Below are 18,809 nucleotides of genomic sequence, written 5' to 3' on the forward strand. Positions count from 1 at the left end.
TAATCAATCAAAAAATGAAAAAGTTTATATTAACATTAGTAGTAGTATTAGTTTCAAGTCCATTTTTCGCTCAAGCTGCCTTCGATAAATTCGATGGTCAAGACGATGTTACATCAATAATAGTCAACAAAAAAATGTTTGACTTAATGAGCAAAGTAAAAGTTGATGCTTCTGATAAGGAGACACAACAGTATTTGAACCTGATAAAAAAGTTAGACAATTTAAAAGTTTTTACCACTAAAAGTACCAGAGTAGAAAACGAAATGAGAGCTTCGGCTGATAAATACATAAAATCAGCAGGTCTTGAAGAGTTGATGCGTGTAAATGACGGTGGGAAAAACATCAAAATTTTAGTAAAATCTGGAGCGAAAGATTCACAGATAAGAGAGTTACTTATGTTTATTGAAGGTGCTAAAAATGATGACACGGTTTTAATGTCATTAACGGGTGATTTCGACTTGAGTGAGATTTCTATTCTAACCGACAAAATGCGAATTCCTGGTGGTGACGATTTGAAGAAAGTAACAAAAGGTAAAAAGTAAAATGAAAGTTGTTTATGGTATTGCACTACTCTTTAGCTTGTTTTTAATTAGTTGCAAATCAGAACCCACACTGCAGAAATACTTTGTAGAAAATACAGAAAACAAGAATTTTATTGCCTTAGATATTTCTCCAAGTATACTAAATGTGGATAAAGCCAAATTATCATCGGCACAAAATGAAGCTTTACAATCCTTTGAGAAGATGAATGTTTTAGCTTTCAAGCTTAATGGAACAAACAAAGCTCAATTTGAAACGGAACGAGCTAAGGTTAATTTGATTCTAAAGGACAAAAAGTACCAACAGCTCATGAAGGTTGGTTCGGGCAAAGAAGGGGCTTCTGTAAGTTATGTGGGTTCAGATGAGCATATTGACGAGTTTGTTCTTTTCGCCAATAAAAAAGAAAATGGTTTTGCGGTAATCCGAATTCTGGGAAAAGATATGAATCCAAATAATATTATGACGATCCTTACGGTTTTGAAAGAATCTAAAGTCGATTTAAAACAGTTAAAACCTTTGCAGGAAATGTTTAAAAAATAGAATGACTTACTTTTAATCATAAGCGTCTTGGTAGTTTACCAAGGCGCTTTTTTTATAGCATATTCTTAAAGATATTTAATTTTGCATTGCCAAAAAAATAACACGTTGCAAGCAAAGTTTCGACTGGCTGGAAATCTTTAACAATTTGGAAATGTGGTAAATAAAATTACGTAGAATCAGGAAAACCTCAATTTTTTTTTAGTTGAAACCGGTATTTTTGCACAATAATAGAAGAAATAATGTAAATATCACTAAAAGTTGGTATTGTGTAAACTGCATTAAACCTGTTCCTTTACATTAAGATAGATTTCTATTGTTGGATGATTTTTAAATTTAATATTATAGAAAAAAATGACTGAAATTAAATTTAGAACAGGAGATACGGAGCTAATAAGAAAATCACATAAAAACAGGCTGTTTTTATATTTAGGAACTTTTTTTATTACAGCTGCGGGTTTGTCAGTTGGTATTTTAATTTTAATGTTTTTTATAGGAAGGCTTGAAGGAGCTTATTGATGGTTATCAGGGATCATAAAATGATATAGTGGGTTTTTTGCTATTTCCCAAGAAAAGCTACAGAAACATGGGGATTAAAAATAAAAATGCTTCAAAAATAATTTCAAGTGAACTTGATTATTTTTGAAGCATTTTTATTTATTCGTGACCACGGTGGGGACATTACCCACATATTTAGATATTTTTAAATACACTTAAAAGCACTGTAAATCAAATGATTGTATTTTTTTAGATGTATCTAAATATGACTAAATATGATTAAATATGAAATCGGTTGACTAACGGTTGACTAGATTTAAATTATTTCTTACATTTGATTGGACTAAAAAAATCAAAAAATGGCTACTGTAAAATTCCTGCTTCAGAGCAAAAAAGAAAACTCCAATATCTATGTTCGGTATTCCATTAACCGAAATATTGTGTTGAAACGCAAAACGGGTTTTATGATCGATGCTAAAGATTGGAGCGAGGACAAATCACTGCCCAAAACCAGCAATGAAGATTTGAAAGGGTTAAAATCAAAATTGGAAAAATTAGCCCTTTTTATCAATGAAGCACACAATAAAACTATTAGTGCCGGAATCGAATTTGATGGCGAGTGGCTGCAACTTCAAATTGATTTGTACAACAATAAAATTCCCGTGGTCGATTTGGACGTTTTGACGGCCTACATTCAAAAATACATAGACCAGGCGCCGTTCAAACAAAACGCTAAAAAAGGACTTGGTTTAAGTAATGGACGCGTCCAGAATTTAAAACTTTTTAAGAAGACTATTTTGCGGTATGAAGCAGATGCTTTAAATAAGAAAAGCATATTGATTAAAGAGATTGATTTAAAGTGGGTGGAAAAATACAAAATGTGGTTGTTTAATCTGGGCTATTCCCCTAACTACGTCGGCAAAAATATTGCCAATGTCAGAACGATTTGCTTGGATGCTTCCAAAAATGATTTAGAAACCTCCCCACAGATTAAAAACATCAAAGGAATATCAGAAAGTAAAGAACCGGAGGACATCGTTTTTTTAAGCGAAGAAGAACAAGAAGCCATCAAAAAAGCACCCCTTGTCAGGGAAGCGTTAATTAATGCCCGTAAATGGCTTTTGTTGGGTTGCTTAATCGGTCAGCGGGGCGGTGATTTGCTGAACATTACCCAAAAAAATATCAAAGAAATCAATGGTATAAAAATTATTGAATTAAAACAACAGAAAACCGGCAAAATAGTTGCGATACCCTTGCTGCCCGAAGCCATTGCAATTATTGAAAGCGGGATGCCTTATAGAACATCGCTAGTTCATTTTAATGAATACATTAAAGATGTCTGCGAGGCGGCTAAACTCGATGCGCCAACCAAAGGGCGTAAAAAAATAAAGCAAGGAAAACCAGCGGTAAAAGATATTTATCCCAAACACGAAATGGTCAGCAGTCATATCTGCAGACGCTCGTTTGCAACCAATTTTTACGGACGTATTCCAACCCCAATTTTAAAGGATATCACCGGTCATGGCTCCGAACGAATGTTCTTAGCCTATATCGGCAAGACTACTTATGATAGTGCGTATCATATGTTGGAATATTTCAGTAAATTAACCCCTAAAACCCAATCGCCTCCCGTGATGGAAGTGATTCGAAATACAGCCAAATTATAATAAACAATTTTTATGGTAAAAAATAAACCAACCTATATTACCGATTTAACCACGGAGATAGTAAACAATAGCGTGTTGTTGTCTGCGTGGGCAGAGCACAGTGCAGATATGAAATTTTTAGAATTGTCTGTGGCTATATTATCCGATATTGACCTCTTATTCAGCTGGGATTGTAACAATGTTTTAAATCTAAAACTCGCCGGTATCCTATCTGGAAATCAGGATTTTAAACTCAAAAGCGGAATGCTAATTACAATAGATGAATCCTATAAATTTCCATTTGAAACTTCTTCTGATTATGTGTTTTGTATCAGAGAAATGTTGGATATCAAGTCATTGTCAGGCCTGTTTAAGAAAGATTTGATTATCCAAGGGCATAGTTTAGAAGCAATAGAACAAGCGGAACGATATAGCAAAATAAGCAGTTTTGTTCAATTAATGAAGGAAACAGAAGGCTATGAATCAGAAGATTTTAAGTATTTGAATGAAATTGTGGTTCCAGGACTAATTGAACGTAAAAATGAAGTAAAAAGAATATTCATAGATAAAAAAGTAGGTGGGTTGTTATTTTCCAATACTGAGAACTATGTAAAAATAGAAGCTGGTGCTACCGAATTAAAAGAAATAAATTACGAACTTGATTTCAATAGAAATCATTGGAATAAAAAATGTTTTGAACTTTTTAATTATTTAATTGATAACTATGAAAAAAAAGGTAATGTAAAATTTATAAATGTTTTTTATTTTCTTAAAAGAAAGGTTGATAAAGGGATCTATACATTTGCATTTACAATTGATCAATATAAAACTTTTATTGAATCTCAATACGGTGTGAAATTAACAACTTTTAGGACAGCTGAGTTTGATTTTGAAGACAATGAAATTCCAATTTTAAATGCTTTTGTAGCTGATTTTCGTACAGAGGTTTAAGTAAATATTTTTTGCCTGATTTTTGCCTAATTTTTGCCTTTTACATGTTTTTTTAATACCCTAATGGCTGAATATCATTGTGATTCACTTTAAATGAATTACAATGAAGCAAATTTTTTTACAAGGCATTTCACTACAAGAGTTAGTTGATGCTCTCTATCCATTAATGCAACTTAAACAAGTTGACAGTCCACAACCCCTAAATGATTTGATGACCCGTAAGGAAGTTTGTGCTCTTCTGAGCATTAATTTTTCAACATTGTGGAAACATACCAAAAGCGGGAAATTAAAGAGTCTGGGCATCGGCAACCGAGTATTTTACTCAAGGGAACAGGTATTGCAGGCTGTTAAACCGTTAAACTTTTAACGGTTATGGCAGCGGCTTCAAACAATACAGGACCCCACAAGTACACTCCTGAATGGTGCAAATTAGACTTTTTTAATAGTTCTAATTTAAAAACGGATATTCAAAATCGGGTCTCCGGTCACACAGCGACCAATTTTATTAATGCCTTACATGATATTAAAGGTGATAATAGAAATGGAAACGGTATTCAATTTGCTGAAATAGTACGTTTGGCAATGGCCTATTTTTACTCTGAGATATACACGGGTAAATTTACAGATCACATTTACACCCTGGAAATGGTCAAGGGTTTTTTAGATGCGGATAATTTGACGGATTACACAGCAATTCACGAAATTGACGTTACCTTTTACAAGTTAAAAAATGCGCCATACTTTAGACATTGCTGGCTAATCATCCAAAGTGCTTGGTTCTTTAATTCGGAGCATTTCGGACACCACCAACATATTGATTTTGTTAACCATTATATAAAAACGGGAGACAAACTTCCAATTGATAGTTATGATTTCGACAGAGTTTATTTAGAAAAAAAATACAATGATATTGACCAGGCAGAAATAATGCAAATTCCAATAAATGGATTTACCCTAGTGAGTCAGTGGTATTATGGGATTTTATTTCTGGTGTGTAAAGAGTTGGACCTTCCTACAACTCATTTTAAAATTAAAATTAAAGATAACCGAGAGTACAATCCCTTGACCAAGATGTCCAGACAGGTAAGACCCTTGGCGCCTTTTAAAATTATTGAATGTGATATTAAAAGTGCCTTTCCAACATTTTTGGATACATTAACTGGAGCAAAATTAAAAGAGCATGTCTATGATAATTTGAAAAATTCCAAAAACATTTCTCGAAGTGAAGCGAAAATATTGTTTAATAAAGTGTGTAACAGTAAAAAATATAAAACTAAAGATTTTACGGCCGAGTTTTTTATAGCATGCGGGTATGCAGAGGAAAACATTAAAATGCTATTATACTTTACTCACAATGACCATTTAACTTTTTTTCGGTTTATGACAAGACGTGAGGAAAATGCTATCAATACTTTTGTTAAACAAAATAATTTGGGGCTAGGAACAAGGTTGCACGATGCTTTACTATTTTTAGATACAAAGTTAAAAGCGGATTCCTATAATTTAAAAGTAAATCAAAATTGTGATTTTGGCTTCAAGGAGCTAAATCGGCCTGTTTACAAAGAAAGTTTTAAGTTGTCTAATAAACGGCTGCCTCATGCCTATATGAATAGTATTCCGAAAGGCTTAAATTTAATTGCAAGACATGATTATTCAAAACCGAACATGATTGGGGCGGCAAATGGATTTCGGTTTTATGATGCAAAATACGAATATATTAGTGCCGCATTTAATACGAATGACTTTTATATTGATGGTGCTATATTTAATACTAATTGTAAAGTTATGTTTTCAACTTTACAATATTTAAATAAACAAACTACAAATCATAGGCACATCTATTTAATATTGAAGCATATCAGAGAGTCTAGCAATATTGTCTTTAATTTAAGAGCAATGTATTTCAAGGTAAAGCAGCATCAATATGATGCTTCACATATTTTAATAAAAGCGAGAGATTATGAATTAATTGAAGAATTAAAATTTAAAGTTAAAAGTGATTTTGTTAAGGTGTTAAATACCTCTAGAGGAATTGTGAATTACAACTATAATTTGAAGGAATTGTTATTTTTAATAGAAGAACGAATTTCAAATAATGATTATGGATTTCTAAATGAATTATCTGTAAAAGGACATAAAAGAAACAATCTATTGGTGTATGTTATTGTTAGAAAGTTTAATTCGCTGTGTAATGGAATTAAGCGAAGCCCACGAAAAACAGTTAAAAGGGAAGCTCTTTATAATACTGCAATAAAGAGCTTACCTCTTAACTCGATTACGTCAACAAAGAGAACTTCGAAAGCCACTTTGGCCAGACAGAATAAAAAACAGGAGCGCGAATTAACAGCGCGCAACGGATTTATAAGCAACAGGCCAATCGCTCAACAATTGCTTTTAATTATGGAACAGATAGTGGATCAAAAAACGGATTTAAAGATCACTGAAGACATGGAGATACAAAACCAACTCAAATTAGAATTACTAAATACAATTGACAAGTGTATTTATTTAGATTGTGAAGTGGCAATAAAAGAGTTTGATAAAAGATTTATAATGGTCAAAAGGGTAGTTCCGTTCCTTTCAAATTCAGAAAATATCTATGATACTGATATAACAAAAAGTGTTTTTAATCAGATAACCATTGAAGAAGCAAGTATCAGGGGAGAACCATTTTTTTCAGAATACTTGAAATTTCATAATGAGAATGAAATAAATGCACATAACACGGTTTCACAACAAAGTAGTGAAACCTATAAATTTTCAGAAATTGATTTTGATTGATATTGTCCTAAGATAGTAATTGTTGGTTAGGACAAGTTTAATAATTTACCTAAAAAATGTTTTTGACATATACATTTTTTAGGTAACTATTCCTGATCCTAAAGTTTTTTGTAATTTTATAAAAAATATCAAGATGATACAAGATGCTGTAATGTTTTCTTTAATTATTGATGCACCTGCCGTTACTTTACCAAACGAACTTCCGGAAGATCAATTGTTTTCTCATTTTCAAAATGAAATCATTGAGTTGCTGGAGAACGATATCGAAGCAATAAACTATTTTGGTTTAGTTCCTGATAATGGCGCTGATGGAATTGATGAAGTCTTGTTTAATGGTGTTTTATTCCGTTTTGATGTTCCACAAGCCATTTTAGGAATTAATTTGGAGGCGGAACCGCATTTAGTGAGAAAAGCTTTTTTGAATGTTGTAGAGAATCATAGCCCTTCTGGGAATTCTGTCCTTGAAGAGCGTGGTAAAACCAAATTAGAAACTACAGTCGTTTTTGAATATTATCACTTATAATTTAATAGCAATTAAATCTGGGGAATAAGGGAATGCAAATTGGTCTATTGGTTCATGGTTTAACCATTTGGATTCATCTTCGCGTTTTAAAACTACCGGCATTCTTTTTTTGTGATTGTGGATTTCAGCCAAGAGTGGGTTGGCTTCGGTGGTGAGTATGGTGTAAGTGTTTTTGATTTCTCCGGTTTCTTTATCTACCCAATTAGAATACAATCCGGCAAAGGCGAACAGTTCTTCGTTAGGTAAGCGCAATTCGTATTTTTGTTTTACTTTCCCTTTTGGATCCAACCACTGCCATTCGTAATAGCCATTTGCAATAATCAGACACCTTTTGTCTACCGAATTTTTGAAGGACGGTTTTTCGTTAACTGTTTCTATTTTGGCATTTAAGGTGTATTTCTGTATTTCCTCATCCTTGGCCCATGCTGGAATTAAACCCCAATTGTAATGGGTAATGATGTTCGGTTTTTCATCAATGATTACAGGAGTGCTAGGATATTCAAAACCATTGATGTGAGCACTTGGTTTGAATTCCACCGGATTATCAATAGTCGCGTTGAACCTACTTTGTACCTCTAACGCTAATTTGGTTTGTTTGGAATGAAAACACATACTATGGGCTTTATTTATTAATTCTCAAGTTCTTTCAAAATTGAATTGACATCCTCTTCGGTTGTGGTTAATTTTAATTTACAAAATTTAATTAGTGTTGTTGCTCTTTTTACTTTTGCAGAGAGTTCATCAACAGAGATTTCTCCTTGCTCTATTTCGGTAACAATTTCTTGTAATTCCTCAAAAGCATTCGTATAATTCAATTTTTCTTCCATTTTATTCTTTTATTTTTGCGATTGTACTGTCAATTGTACCGTTAAAAAGCACTGTATTTATTGCAACCCCTACTTCCAATTGAGCAACATCTTTGACAGCTTTTCCATTTAAATACGTTATACTGAAACCTCTTTTTAAAACATTTATAGGATCCATGATTTGGATGTTTTTTTCAATATTTTCCAATGCAAGTTCGGAATTTTTGAGATATAGTATCGGTTGGATTTCTAATTTATTTTGCAATTGAATTACAGCTGCTTCTAATTGATTCAGATTGAATTTAGTGGTAATGCGTGTTTTGGCTTGTAGTACATTTAACTTTTCGTGGTTGTTTTTTACTATAAATTGTGATTGCTGCTGAATTGCGTAGCTGGCATTTTTGATATGGTTTTCATTGGTGTTCAAAATAGAAACTGTTATGGACCGAAACAATTTAAGTTCTGATTCTAATTTTGTATTTTCCTCGCTTAGCAATCGTTTGGATTTGTCCACTATTTTATCTTTGGCTTTTTGAATTGGAACCGAAAAATTATGGAATTTTTGAATGAGGAACTCGGCAAGTTTTGTTGGTGTTATTGCATTGTTATGTGCAATCATTTCGCATACCGTTTCATTTGTGACATGGCCGATACCGGTGATTACCGGGATAGGGAATAGGGCAATAGCTTTGGCCAATTCGTAATTATTGTAACACGATAGACCCACATCACCACCGCCACCCCTTATTATGGCCACTGCATCGAAATGATGGATTACTTTTTTAATTCTTTCTAATTGGGCCATGATGCCGGGAACTGCTTTGTCTCCTTGCAGTATGGATGGAAATAAAAGATAGAAGAACTTGTAATTCCATGAATTTTTATCAATTACATCTTTAAAATCCCCAAAGCCTTTGCTGGTTTCTACCGAAATTATTGCAATTCGCTGGGGTAAAAAGGCGAGTTGTAATTTTTTGTTTTGATCATAAATACCCTCTAGCTTTAGTTTTTGTATCGTTTCTCGCTTTTCATTTTCTAAATCTCCTAAGGTGTATTGGGGATCAATATCTATTATTTGAAGTGAAAGACCAAAAGCGGAATCGAAGGATATTTTAGCTAGGAATAGAATTTTGATGCCATCTTTGAGCGGCTCCTTTAGTATTCGTAGAAAATTGCGATTGATATTTTGGTAATCGTCACGCCAGATTGTAGATTTAATTTGCGCGATTATTTTCCCATCCCTTTTTTCTACCAATTCCGGAAAGCAATGACCGGATTGAGTGTAATGATTCAGTTTGTTCATTTCAGCTTTAATCCAAAACGCACTTTTATACCTTTTTTCTAACGTTTTTTTAATACTGTTCGTTACCTCCAGCAGCGAAAAAATAGTCTTATCATTGATTTTTTCAGGCATTCCGTTCTTGAATTGTGGATTGATGCATAATAAAATGAGGCCGCCTTTTATTATACATCAAATATAAAGCAGTTTTATTAGATTACTTCAATTGGATGGAGATAATTTCCGTTGATTTTAGTGGGCCAGGAAAGGTAAATTTTTTCCTACTTCATTTTCTTTTTTGGAGGAACAATTAAGATTATCGTTTTTTACCTTGGGTTTATAAATACGAAATCTTAATTCGTCAGACTTCGGAAAGCTGGGACTATTAAGCAGCATTGTTTCTAAGCAATCTAACCACCCTATTTAGAAAAAAAATCCTGAGTGAGGACATAGTGTCAAGTTTGGGGAACTCCGTTATTTTTCATTGCGCACACGAGCGGGTTGAGGGCGTAGTTGTCTCCCAGTAGTTGCTAATAGGAATGGACACGGAATGCAATTCCGCGTGAACGGGCTAGTTAGCTCAAAGAAAAATATTCCATAAAATAACCAAGTCAGAAACAGAATTAAAAGAAGAAGTTTTGCATATTGGGTATTTAAAAATATCTGGAATTAAGTAAATTATTCCATTAAAGGACTTCTTCTATCAAAACAGCTTGAACAAAATTATGTTTATTTTAATACCTATTTGTGAATTATCCCCTACTATAATTTGTAATTTTATACTGTTAACAGAAATTAAAATTACAAAATTATGGAAAAGAGAATAGCTATTTTAGCCACAAATGGATTTGAAGAAGTTGAATTACGCTCACCTAAAGAATATTTAGAAAAACAAGGTTGGAAAGCCGAAATTGTGAGTCCAGAAAGCGGAAGCATAAGATCATGGGCTTCTACTGAATGGGGGAAAGATTATAAAGTTGATCAAGAATTAAAAAATGTTAAAGCTACTGATTATGATGCTTTAGTGCTACCTGGGGGCGTTATCAATCCAGATAAATTGCGAACAGATGAAAATGCTTTAGCTTTTATAAAAGATTTTTTTAAAGCTGGAAAGCCTGTTGCAGCAATTTGCCATGGACCACAAATTTTAATTAGCGCCGATCTAGTTAAAGGACGAAAAATGACTTCCTATCCTTCTATAAAAATTGATTTAATGAATGCTGGAGCCGAATGGCATGATCAAGAAGTTGTTGTAGACAAAGGATTAGTTACAAGTAGAAATCCTGATGACTTACCAGCTTTCAATAAAAAATTAGTAGAAGAAATTAAAGAAGGGAAATACCAGCAAATAGTTTAATTTTTACAAAGTATCTTTTTTTTAAAGAAATCAGCTCTTTTGCTTAAAATAATCCAGAGAAAGAACTAGTCACTATTTCTGCGCTGTAGCATAACCTTTTTTTAAATATTGAATCTATTTTAACTTAATAATAGAAATGAAAAAACCTTCCATAAACTAGACTGCCCCCAAAAAGTTAGACACTATTTGGGGGCAGTCCATTCGGAGAGCGGGTTTTTTTTTCTTAAGGGAACAATTTTCTATCAAAAATCACTTGAAATGACTAAAAATTATCAGAAAAAAATAAGTACACCCAAAGGCAACTTCGTTTTATCAATTTTGCAATAGCAAGCTTAAATCAAAAAGAGCAATAAATGACTAAAGAAAATACAGCTGTTGATTCAATTCTGGTTCAGGATTTTAACGGCAACCAAATCGATCTTATAAAAGAGTACCAAGGGAAAGCTATTTTAGCCATAATATATAACAACCAATGTTTGGGGTGTACAGGACGTGCGATTCCTTTGGCATACCAATTACAGAAAGAAAATTTAGGAATACAAGTAGTGGGTATTCACAGCAACTTCACGCATACAAAAGTTACCGAAAATGATATTAAGAGCATTTTTACAATAGAGGAACTTCCTTTTCCTATTTTTTTGGATGAAGGGCATTTGGTTTATGACCAATTTGATTCAGAAGGAACTCCGCAATGGCTTTTAATTACAAAAGAAGGAAGATTATCTCGCTCCATATTTGGCTCTCAAGAAGGGGCACAAAATCGATTGTTCTATGCACTTGAGCAACTGGATTAAAAACACTTTCAGAAATAGTGCCCTTTGTCCTGGAACGACCTGTTCATTTTAAGCTGGAATCGGTACAAGCTATTTAAGAGTCACTCCAGAAAACTTAAGTAGAGTTAGGAAAACATTTAAATCTATCATAATTGATATAGGTCAATGATATTTGCGTTTCGGTAATGTATATTTGCGGATATTAATAATTTTTTTAAAACAAAATTTCAAACAAGATCTATTAACACCATATAACAAAAATATTAACCTCAAGAACAGAGTTGTTATGGCGCCTATGACACGAGGTAGAGTAGATAATGAAGGCAACGTTCCAACGGATGAGCTACATGGCTTGTATTACGAGCAACGGGCGTCAGCAGGTTTAATTATTACAGAAGGCTCGCAAGTGTCTCGTGATGCTGTAGGTTATATCAATACGGCTGGTATCTACACAGATGAGCAAGTAGAAGGTTGGAAAAAAGTAACCAAACGTGTACATGATAAAGGAGGGAAAATTTTTATTCAATTGTGGCATGTAGGACGTATGTCTCATCCCGATTTTCATAATGGAGCATTACTAACGATAAATCATTTACTCCAGAAGGATTTAAAGATACTGTTACGCCTAAGGAAATGACCATTGAAGATATTAAAACTACGGTACAAGATTTTAAAAATTCAGCTGCAAATGCAGTAAAAGCTGGTTTTGATGGAGTAGAAATTCATTCGTCTAATGGCTATTTGTTTCAGCAGTTCTTTAACGGAACGTCTAATCACAGAACGGATGAGTATGGTGGAAGTATTGAAAACAAAGCCCGTATATTTTTTGAAGTTCTAGACGCGATTAAAGAAGTCATTCCGCAGGAAAAAATTGGAGCTCGTTTTAATCCATCACTACAGGGCCCATTTGGAACGACTATGGATGAAGAAACAATCCCAACGTTTGAATACATCATTAAAAAATTGAATGATTATAATTTAGCATACGTGCATCTTTCTGAGCCATTTACAGATGTTTCAGCAATACCATACGCTGTTACTGAGATAGCTAAACATTTCCGTCCTCTATATAATGGAACATTGATGATTAACTCGGCAGTTGATCAAGAAAAAGGAAATAAAGTAATTGAAGAAGGGTATGCAGATTTAGTAGCTTACGGTAAGCCATACATCTCTAATCCAGATTTAGTAGAACGTTTTGAAAATAACCTAGATTTAGCAGAGTGGGATCAAAGTACGTTCTACGCAGGAGGAGCAGAAGGGTATACAGATTATCCAAAAGCTTCTAAATAAAATAATACACAAATCGAATAAATAACAACTTAAAAACAACGTAATTATGGCGACTACAACAGTAAAAGCATATGGTTCAACAGCACCAACAGAAGATTTAAAACCTTTAGATATTGAAAGAAGAGCTGTAGGTGCAGATGACGTAAAAATCGATATCACTTATAGCGGTGTTTGTCACAGTGACATACATACCGCAAGAAACGAATGGAACGGATCAACCTATCCTGTGGTGCCTGGACATGAGATCATTGGTCGAGTAGTAGAGGTAGGAAATGGTGTTAGTCGCCATAAAGTAGGTGATCTAGTAGGAGTAGGATGTATGGTAGATTCTTGCCAGACATGTTCTTCTTGTCAGAAAGATTTAGAACAATTTTGCGAAAATGGAGCAACATTTACGTACAACAGTCCAGATAAACATCTTGAAGGCAAACAAACTTACGGAGGTTATTCAACGTCAGTAGTTGTTGATGAAAAATTTGTACTACGCATTCCAGAAAATTTAGACGAGGCAGCAACTGCACCGTTATTATGTGCAGGAGTTACTACATGGTCACCATTACGTCATTGGAACGTAAAAAAAGGAGATAAAGTAGGAGTAGTAGGTTTAGGAGGATTAGGTCATATGGGCGTTAAATTTGCCAATGCATTAGGTGCATATGTGGTTATGATTACAACATCGCCAGAAAAAGGAAAAGATGCTAAACGTTTAGGTGCTCAGGAAGTTTTAATTTCCAAAGATGAAGACGCCATGAAAAAACACCAAAATAGTTTCGATTTTATTTTAAATACCATTCCTGTAGGTCATGAAATGGATCCATATTTAGGATTACTTAAAATTGATTCAACAATGGTTTTAGTTGGTGCAGTAGAACCGTTAAAGCCATTTCATGGAGGAAATATCATTGGCGGACGTAAGCGTATTGCCGGCTCTTTAATAGGAGGTATTAAAGAAACACAAGAGATGTTAGATTTCTGTGGCGAACATAATATTACTAGTGATATTGAGCTTATCAATATGCAAGATATTAACACAGCTTATGATCGTGTCACAAGCAATGATGTTAAATACAGATTTGTAATTGACATGAAATCGCTTAAATAAAAACAATTTTTTTTACAGCGCATTAAATAAAAACAGCATCTAAAGTAATTTTAGATGCTGTTTTTATTTTTAGTAAACTACCGAGTTAAATTAAGTTCTGTTTCTTTTACCAAAAATGGCTCAGATTTACAGCCTATAAATTTTGATTATGATATAGGTCTAACGCTTCAGCCATTTTGACCCTTATTTGCTTTATGGCAAGGGTACGGCCATCATGGCTCCAACTAAGACGGCCAAGAACTTGTAATTCCACGAATTTTTATCAATTACATCGAGAAAATCACCAAAGCCTTTGCTGGTTTCTACCGAAATTATTGCAATTCGTTGGGGTAAAAAAGAGAGTGCTAACTTTTTATTTTTTCATAAATACCCTCCAACTTAAGTTTTTTAATCGTTTCCCGCTTTTCATTTTCTAAATCTCCTAAAGTGTATTGCGAATCAATATCACTGGAATTTGCACATTACAGGCTAAACAAATCCTCTTTTTTGAGATGAATATTCTGTTTTACAAATCCGCGCCTTTCAAGGTAAACACCCGAAAGGATTCGGGCGTGAGCGGGGGAGATTATAAGATCGCACAGCGGGATTATTGATGAGAAATCATTGTTTCGCTATCTGTAAATTGAAAAAAGATGGTATTTGATCTACTTTTCATACTAAATTCTTTTGTTTTGTTGCTTATTAAATCTTGTATATTTTCTATATAAGCATCTTGAATGTATTTGTGAAAATAGCCAATTGTAAAATCAATACCATGTAAATTATAAATTGATTTTTGCTTTTCACTTATTATCAAGGCCTTATCCTTGCCGGGTTCTTCAGTTAAATAGTCAAATTCTTTTTTATTTTTGTTTTCAAAAGTCATTCCATTAAATTCTTCGTCTAAAATTATTTTATCGATATATGCCATTATGAATTTCATTCTTTTTTCACTTATTTCATCTAGGTCTATATCTAAAAATCTAACATCAAAATGTTTTTCTAATTTTTTAAGTTTATTAAAATAATTGAATAGATATCTTGCATCGAAGGCATCTTCATCAAATACTATTTTCTCTTTATAATTGAAAATCAATTTATTTTCCTGAAAGAATTTGAATCTTTGATTCGAAGTAATTCTAGAGAGGATACTATAAAAATTTAGTCCGCTTTTAACTGATTTTATCGCTTTGCTAGGAACTATTTCGATATGAAATTTACAATTTTTTAAATTTTTAGGAAACACAATTCTTATTAGAATTTGAAAATCATTTGCCATTATTTTCATCTTGGCTTCTGATTCATTTGGATTTGCAATAAATATTTCTAAATGATAGTTATCTAATTCAAAACCATCTTCGCAAACAATATCAAATAATCCAAAAAGGGAAGGTACCTTTTTGATATAAACACTTTTGATATCATTTTGAGAATTTATTCTAATCCCATTAAAAAAGTGATTGTACTCTTTTAATATATCCCCACTTAAACAAATGTCTTCAAAATCTTTTCCTCTTAAAGAATCAATAATTTTTTTTGTATTTTCATCTTCTCCTGCAATATTAAATTTTACTTCAGTTTTACCAATACCTTCTATAGATGAAACATTGTTAATGATGTAAGCATCGTTTGATTTACTTAAATCTAATTTAATATTATTACCTATTGCAAAATTTAGTGCTGCATCTGCGGAGCCAATGCCTCTACTCAAACCCGGAAAGTAATTATATTTTAAATCTTCGTCTAATTCTTTGATTAAATCTTCACTAGTAAGTTGAACATACTCAATACCTTTTTGCTGTAAAAATTTTAATTTAGCGGGCGCTATCGTTGGAGCGATAAAAAACATTTCTTTACGATTGTCCCCTAATTCAATAAGTATTTTTTCAATAATTACCATAATGTTACTGTCTTCTAAGGCATAACCACTGAAAACGATATGGTTTTCCACTAATTTAGTTTTAATCGTATTCCAGAAAATAGAATTTTCATTATCCTTGACAAAGTAATTATTGTAATCTGAATTCGTTAGAATAATATTTGAAGTATCTGATAAATCGCCATGAATTTTGAATAACCATTGTTTTTTTGGGTTGGCAGTAGCACAATCTGCACTTTTACGAATTACTTCTAAATTTTTATTGGTTCTTTCAAAAAGCGTATCATAATTGGTTGTAATTATCGTTTTTATTTGAGGAAATTTTGCTAAAAGCTGATGTATTTCTGTTGTTGTTGGTGGTTTTTGAAACTCTTTTTTTAAGATTTCAATTAAGTAGTTTTTATTTCCTCCTTTTAGATAATAAATATCTTCTGCTAATTTTGGTAAGTTAGTTGTGAAGTCTAGTTCTTTTTGTAAATCGCTAGTAAGATTTTTGTAAAGTGTTTCTGCAAGTTTTGCACCTGATGGATATCCGGCATATAAAGACATACCTGCACCCACAAACAGGGTAGCTTCTTCTTTTCTAATTAATTCAAAAATTCTTTCTTTACTCATTTTTACTTTGTATTAGAATGAAAATCTATATTACACAATCTGTCTTATTAGCAGTTATGCGTTTTGTAATTATGCTTTGTTTTATGTTGCTCCGAAGTCGTGAGACTTGGGAGAGATGGTTCCGAGATTTGAAAAGGAATACGAAGTCAGGAGACATCGATGAGCTGGTATTTGAAAATTTATTTTCTACTCTATGGATTTCCAATTTCATCCTCAATATTTACAAATTTTGAAAGACCATGCTCTATAATCATCTGCACATCTTCTAAGGATTTAATGTTTTGAATCTGTTCATATTTTGGATATATTTTTTTTAGAATATTTTTAAATTGATTTATATTTATATTTTTATTATCCATCTCTAAAGACATAGTTATTTCATCTTTAGGAGATAAATAAGGTTCATATAATTTATGATAAGAGTTTCCAATTGCTCCAGAAAAAGGAAATAAAATAGGTTTAATACGGCCACCATGAAGTATTTGATCAACCGCAATTCCCGGATAAGGGTCAATGTAAAAAATAATTCTAATACCTAATTGATAAGCTTTTTTTGAACATAGTTCGCAAGGGCTGGCAGTAGTAAAAAGAATACCATTTTCGACTCCTAATCCACCAGATTTAGTAAGTTGTAACATAGCATTTTCTTCAGCATGTAACGATCTTGTATGGACTTGATTTGATTCTCCTTCATAATAATTATGTATAGATTTGAAACAAAATGAACAGTTTTTACCGTTTAGCTCCTCTTTTTTAAGATCATAATCTTCTTTGAAGTAATCAATTATTGCATCTTTAAAATTTGAAACGGAACTATCTTTGTACTTGTAATCAGATGTACCAGTGATATTTCCTTTCTCAAATTCACTATAATGAACACTATTGTCAATATTACCATTAAAATAATCCTCAACATTTCTGAGATTACATGGTGTATGCCCTTTTGCTACGTCATTCCAACCTATGGACTTTGCAATAAAATTTTTATCTGTAATCACGGCACCTACTTGTCTTGAAATACATCCAGAATTTAATTTTGCAGTGTAAGCTATCTGCATATTCCTTTCACTAGCGCTAGGTGTAATTAATCCAGGCTGATAAATAAGAGCAATGAGCTTCATTAACTGTTCTTCTCTTGTTAAAAAAGTATTAGAAATTTTTTCTTTTTCATTAATGGATACTCCATGATCTTTTTCAAAAAATTGTAAAAAAGAATCTATTTGATCAACTTTAAGATTAAAAATATGATAATCACTTTTTTGGATACAGTTTTCTACGTTTGGTGAGGTAAATATTCCTTTTGAAAAATCTTTATTTTTATATTCTGTTTCATCTAAATTAATTAACTTTTCTATTAATTCTAAGCGTTCTGATTTGTTGGGTATTTTTTTTAAAAATCTTTCATTTAACCGATCCTTTGAATTCTCAAGAATATCTTTAGTTGCAACCATATAAAATGCAGAATAACGTTCTTTGAAAAAAGTAATTTCTAATGAGTTTCTAAGTGAATCAATAACAATTTTTGTTGATTTAGATTCCGAAATATTAAATTTCTTTCTTGCTTTTATAATTTTATTTATTAACTCAGCAATTGTGTAAACATTATTAGGATCAGTATTGTTTTCAATACCAGATTTTTTAGATTTTCTAATGTTACATGAAACAAAATGAAACAAACGGGTTCTTCTAAAATAGTTGCCGTCGTTTTCTAAAACATGCATAAAATCATTTGTGAATTCTATAAATTCTTTACCAAAAAAAATCTTATTTAATGACAATAAACTTTCAGTGTTCTTTATGTTTTCAAAGCTTACTAACTGATTAATTTTTTCTAATAAAGTCTTATGTTTTTCAAAAGTTTCTTCTAAGTCGATAAACTTTTTTTTAACCAATTCTTTATTGTCTTCAGTTTTACTTTCTCTGTAATGTTTATCTAAAAGATTTTTAATTTTCACGAAATTACTTCCGGTTTTTTTAACAATGTATAATAATAAAACTTTTTTATACTCAATAATATCGTACTGTTGCCAATTGTTTCCATGGGATAAATAATTCTTAGTAATCTCAAATTTTCTTTTAAATACTGGGTCTGAAAAACTACCAGTTTCTCTTAGTCCACTATTCAAATTATTAAAATCTTTACTCAATAAATCTGAAATTTGTGAGCATCCCGAACCAGTTCTACCAGTAAGTCCTATTATTGTAAATTCGGTTCTATGTTTATAAAGTTCCTTTAATTTCATATTTATT

16 protein-coding genes and 1 pseudogene are annotated in these 18,809 nt (G+C 32.2%); 12 read left to right on the top strand and 5 right to left on the bottom strand.

The window, feature by feature from the left end; all coding sequences use genetic code 11:
- Positions 1–14: 14 nt before the first annotated feature.
- The 8 genes from C4S35_RS05155 (at position 15) to C4S35_RS05185 (ending at position 7,476) form a co-directional block, all read left to right on the top strand.
- Positions 15–542: a DUF4252 domain-containing protein gene (locus C4S35_RS05155; protein WP_103999157.1), complete on the top strand. Its 528-nt coding sequence runs from the start codon at positions 15–17 to the stop codon at positions 540–542.
- A gap of 1 nt (position 543) precedes the next feature.
- Entirely contained in the window at positions 544–1,080 is a 537-nt protein-coding gene (locus C4S35_RS05160; RefSeq protein WP_103999158.1) for a DUF4252 domain-containing protein, read from the top strand.
- Between the two features lie 351 nt (positions 1,081–1,431).
- The gene (locus C4S35_RS15585; protein WP_159916656.1) at positions 1,432–1,596 is read left to right on the top strand and encodes a hypothetical protein; all 165 of its coding nucleotides are present in this window, start codon (positions 1,432–1,434) and stop codon (positions 1,594–1,596) included.
- 338 nt (positions 1,597–1,934) lie between these two features.
- A complete protein-coding gene (locus C4S35_RS05165) occupies positions 1,935–3,242 on the top strand; it encodes a phage integrase SAM-like domain-containing protein (RefSeq protein WP_103999159.1) in 1,308 nt (435 codons plus the stop codon).
- A 12-nt stretch (positions 3,243–3,254) separates the two neighbouring features.
- Positions 3,255–4,172 (top strand): hypothetical protein, encoded by a 918-nt coding sequence (locus tag C4S35_RS05170; protein ID WP_103999160.1) that lies wholly within the window; start codon positions 3,255–3,257, stop codon positions 4,170–4,172.
- Between the two features lie 103 nt (positions 4,173–4,275).
- On the top strand, positions 4,276–4,539 hold the full coding sequence (locus tag C4S35_RS05175; protein ID WP_103999161.1) for a helix-turn-helix domain-containing protein: 264 nt from the start codon (positions 4,276–4,278) through the stop codon (positions 4,537–4,539).
- Positions 4,540–4,544: 5 nt separating this feature from the next.
- Positions 4,545–6,953 (top strand): hypothetical protein, encoded by a 2,409-nt coding sequence (locus C4S35_RS05180; protein ID WP_103999162.1) that lies wholly within the window; start codon positions 4,545–4,547, stop codon positions 6,951–6,953.
- 133 nt (positions 6,954–7,086) lie between these two features.
- Positions 7,087–7,476 (top strand): hypothetical protein, encoded by a 390-nt coding sequence (locus C4S35_RS05185; RefSeq protein WP_103999163.1) that lies wholly within the window; start codon positions 7,087–7,089, stop codon positions 7,474–7,476.
- Here the strand turns inward: C4S35_RS05185 and C4S35_RS05190 are convergent.
- The 3 genes from C4S35_RS05190 to xseA are packed head-to-tail and all read right to left on the bottom strand — an operon-like array spanning position 7,471 to position 9,696.
- A complete protein-coding gene (locus tag C4S35_RS05190; RefSeq protein WP_103999164.1) occupies positions 7,471–8,088 on the bottom strand; it encodes an SOS response-associated peptidase in 618 nt (205 codons plus the stop codon). The genes C4S35_RS05185 and C4S35_RS05190 overlap by 6 nt on opposite strands.
- 17 nt (positions 8,089–8,105) lie before the next feature.
- A complete protein-coding gene (gene xseB, locus C4S35_RS05195; protein WP_103999165.1) occupies positions 8,106–8,303 on the bottom strand; it encodes an exodeoxyribonuclease VII small subunit in 198 nt (65 codons plus the stop codon).
- A gap of 1 nt (position 8,304) precedes the next feature.
- Complete coding sequence (gene xseA / locus C4S35_RS05200; protein ID WP_103999166.1) at positions 8,305–9,696, bottom strand: exodeoxyribonuclease VII large subunit; 1,392 nt, start codon at positions 9,694–9,696, stop codon at positions 8,305–8,307.
- Positions 9,697–10,372: 676 nt separating this feature from the next.
- Between xseA and C4S35_RS05210 the strand changes: the two genes are divergently transcribed.
- The 4 genes and pseudogenes from C4S35_RS05210 to C4S35_RS05225 all read left to right on the top strand — a co-directional run bounded on the left by C4S35_RS05210 (position 10,373) and on the right by C4S35_RS05225 (position 14,086).
- A complete protein-coding gene (locus C4S35_RS05210) occupies positions 10,373–10,918 on the top strand; it encodes a type 1 glutamine amidotransferase domain-containing protein (RefSeq protein ID WP_103999167.1) in 546 nt (181 codons plus the stop codon).
- 353 nt (positions 10,919–11,271) lie between these two features.
- Positions 11,272–11,712 (top strand): TlpA family protein disulfide reductase, encoded by a 441-nt coding sequence (locus C4S35_RS05215; RefSeq protein WP_103999168.1) that lies wholly within the window; start codon positions 11,272–11,274, stop codon positions 11,710–11,712.
- 187 nt (positions 11,713–11,899) lie between these two features.
- A pseudogene (locus C4S35_RS05220) lies at positions 11,900–12,984 on the top strand (alkene reductase).
- A 46-nt stretch (positions 12,985–13,030) separates the two neighbouring features.
- Positions 13,031–14,086, top strand: a complete 1,056-nt coding sequence (locus C4S35_RS05225) for an NAD(P)-dependent alcohol dehydrogenase (RefSeq protein ID WP_103999169.1) — start codon at positions 13,031–13,033, stop codon at positions 14,084–14,086.
- Positions 14,087–14,672: 586 nt separating this feature from the next.
- Here the strand turns inward: C4S35_RS05225 and C4S35_RS05230 are convergent.
- A complete protein-coding gene (locus C4S35_RS05230; protein ID WP_103999170.1) occupies positions 14,673–16,559 on the bottom strand; it encodes an SIR2 family protein in 1,887 nt (628 codons plus the stop codon).
- A 191-nt stretch (positions 16,560–16,750) separates the two neighbouring features.
- Positions 16,751–18,802 (bottom strand): cytidine/deoxycytidylate deaminase family protein, encoded by a 2,052-nt coding sequence (locus C4S35_RS15955; RefSeq protein ID WP_103999171.1) that lies wholly within the window; start codon positions 18,800–18,802, stop codon positions 16,751–16,753.
- Between the last annotated feature and the right edge of the window lie 7 nt (positions 18,803–18,809).

It is taken from the genome of Flavobacterium urumqiense (assembly GCF_900108015.1).
GTDB classification, from domain to species: domain Bacteria; phylum Bacteroidota; class Bacteroidia; order Flavobacteriales; family Flavobacteriaceae; genus Flavobacterium; species Flavobacterium urumqiense.

Coding starts and splice junctions, on each gene's coding strand:
- xseA (WP_103999166.1), bottom strand. CDS start 9,696: ATGCCTGAAAAAATCAATGATAAGACTATTTTTTCGCTGCTGGAGGTA.
- C4S35_RS05215 (WP_103999168.1), top strand. CDS start 11,272: ATGACTAAAGAAAATACAGCTGTTGATTCAATTCTGGTTCAGGATTTT.
- xseB (WP_103999165.1), bottom strand. CDS start 8,303: ATGGAAGAAAAATTGAATTATACGAATGCTTTTGAGGAATTACAAGAA.
- C4S35_RS05175 (WP_103999161.1), top strand. CDS start 4,276: ATGAAGCAAATTTTTTTACAAGGCATTTCACTACAAGAGTTAGTTGAT.
- C4S35_RS05230 (WP_103999170.1), bottom strand. CDS start 16,559: ATGAGTAAAGAAAGAATTTTTGAATTAATTAGAAAAGAAGAAGCTACC.
- C4S35_RS05190 (WP_103999164.1), bottom strand. CDS start 8,088: ATGTGTTTTCATTCCAAACAAACCAAATTAGCGTTAGAGGTACAAAGT.
- C4S35_RS15955 (WP_103999171.1), bottom strand. CDS start 18,802: ATGAAATTAAAGGAACTTTATAAACATAGAACCGAATTTACAATAATA.
- C4S35_RS05210 (WP_103999167.1), top strand. CDS start 10,373: ATGGAAAAGAGAATAGCTATTTTAGCCACAAATGGATTTGAAGAAGTT.
- C4S35_RS15585 (WP_159916656.1), top strand. CDS start 1,432: ATGACTGAAATTAAATTTAGAACAGGAGATACGGAGCTAATAAGAAAA.
- C4S35_RS05225 (WP_103999169.1), top strand. CDS start 13,031: ATGGCGACTACAACAGTAAAAGCATATGGTTCAACAGCACCAACAGAA.
- C4S35_RS05160 (WP_103999158.1), top strand. CDS start 544: ATGAAAGTTGTTTATGGTATTGCACTACTCTTTAGCTTGTTTTTAATT.
- C4S35_RS05185 (WP_103999163.1), top strand. CDS start 7,087: ATGATACAAGATGCTGTAATGTTTTCTTTAATTATTGATGCACCTGCC.
- C4S35_RS05155 (WP_103999157.1), top strand. CDS start 15: ATGAAAAAGTTTATATTAACATTAGTAGTAGTATTAGTTTCAAGTCCA.
- C4S35_RS05165 (WP_103999159.1), top strand. CDS start 1,935: ATGGCTACTGTAAAATTCCTGCTTCAGAGCAAAAAAGAAAACTCCAAT.
- C4S35_RS05180 (WP_103999162.1), top strand. CDS start 4,545: ATGGCAGCGGCTTCAAACAATACAGGACCCCACAAGTACACTCCTGAA.
- C4S35_RS05170 (WP_103999160.1), top strand. CDS start 3,255: ATGGTAAAAAATAAACCAACCTATATTACCGATTTAACCACGGAGATA.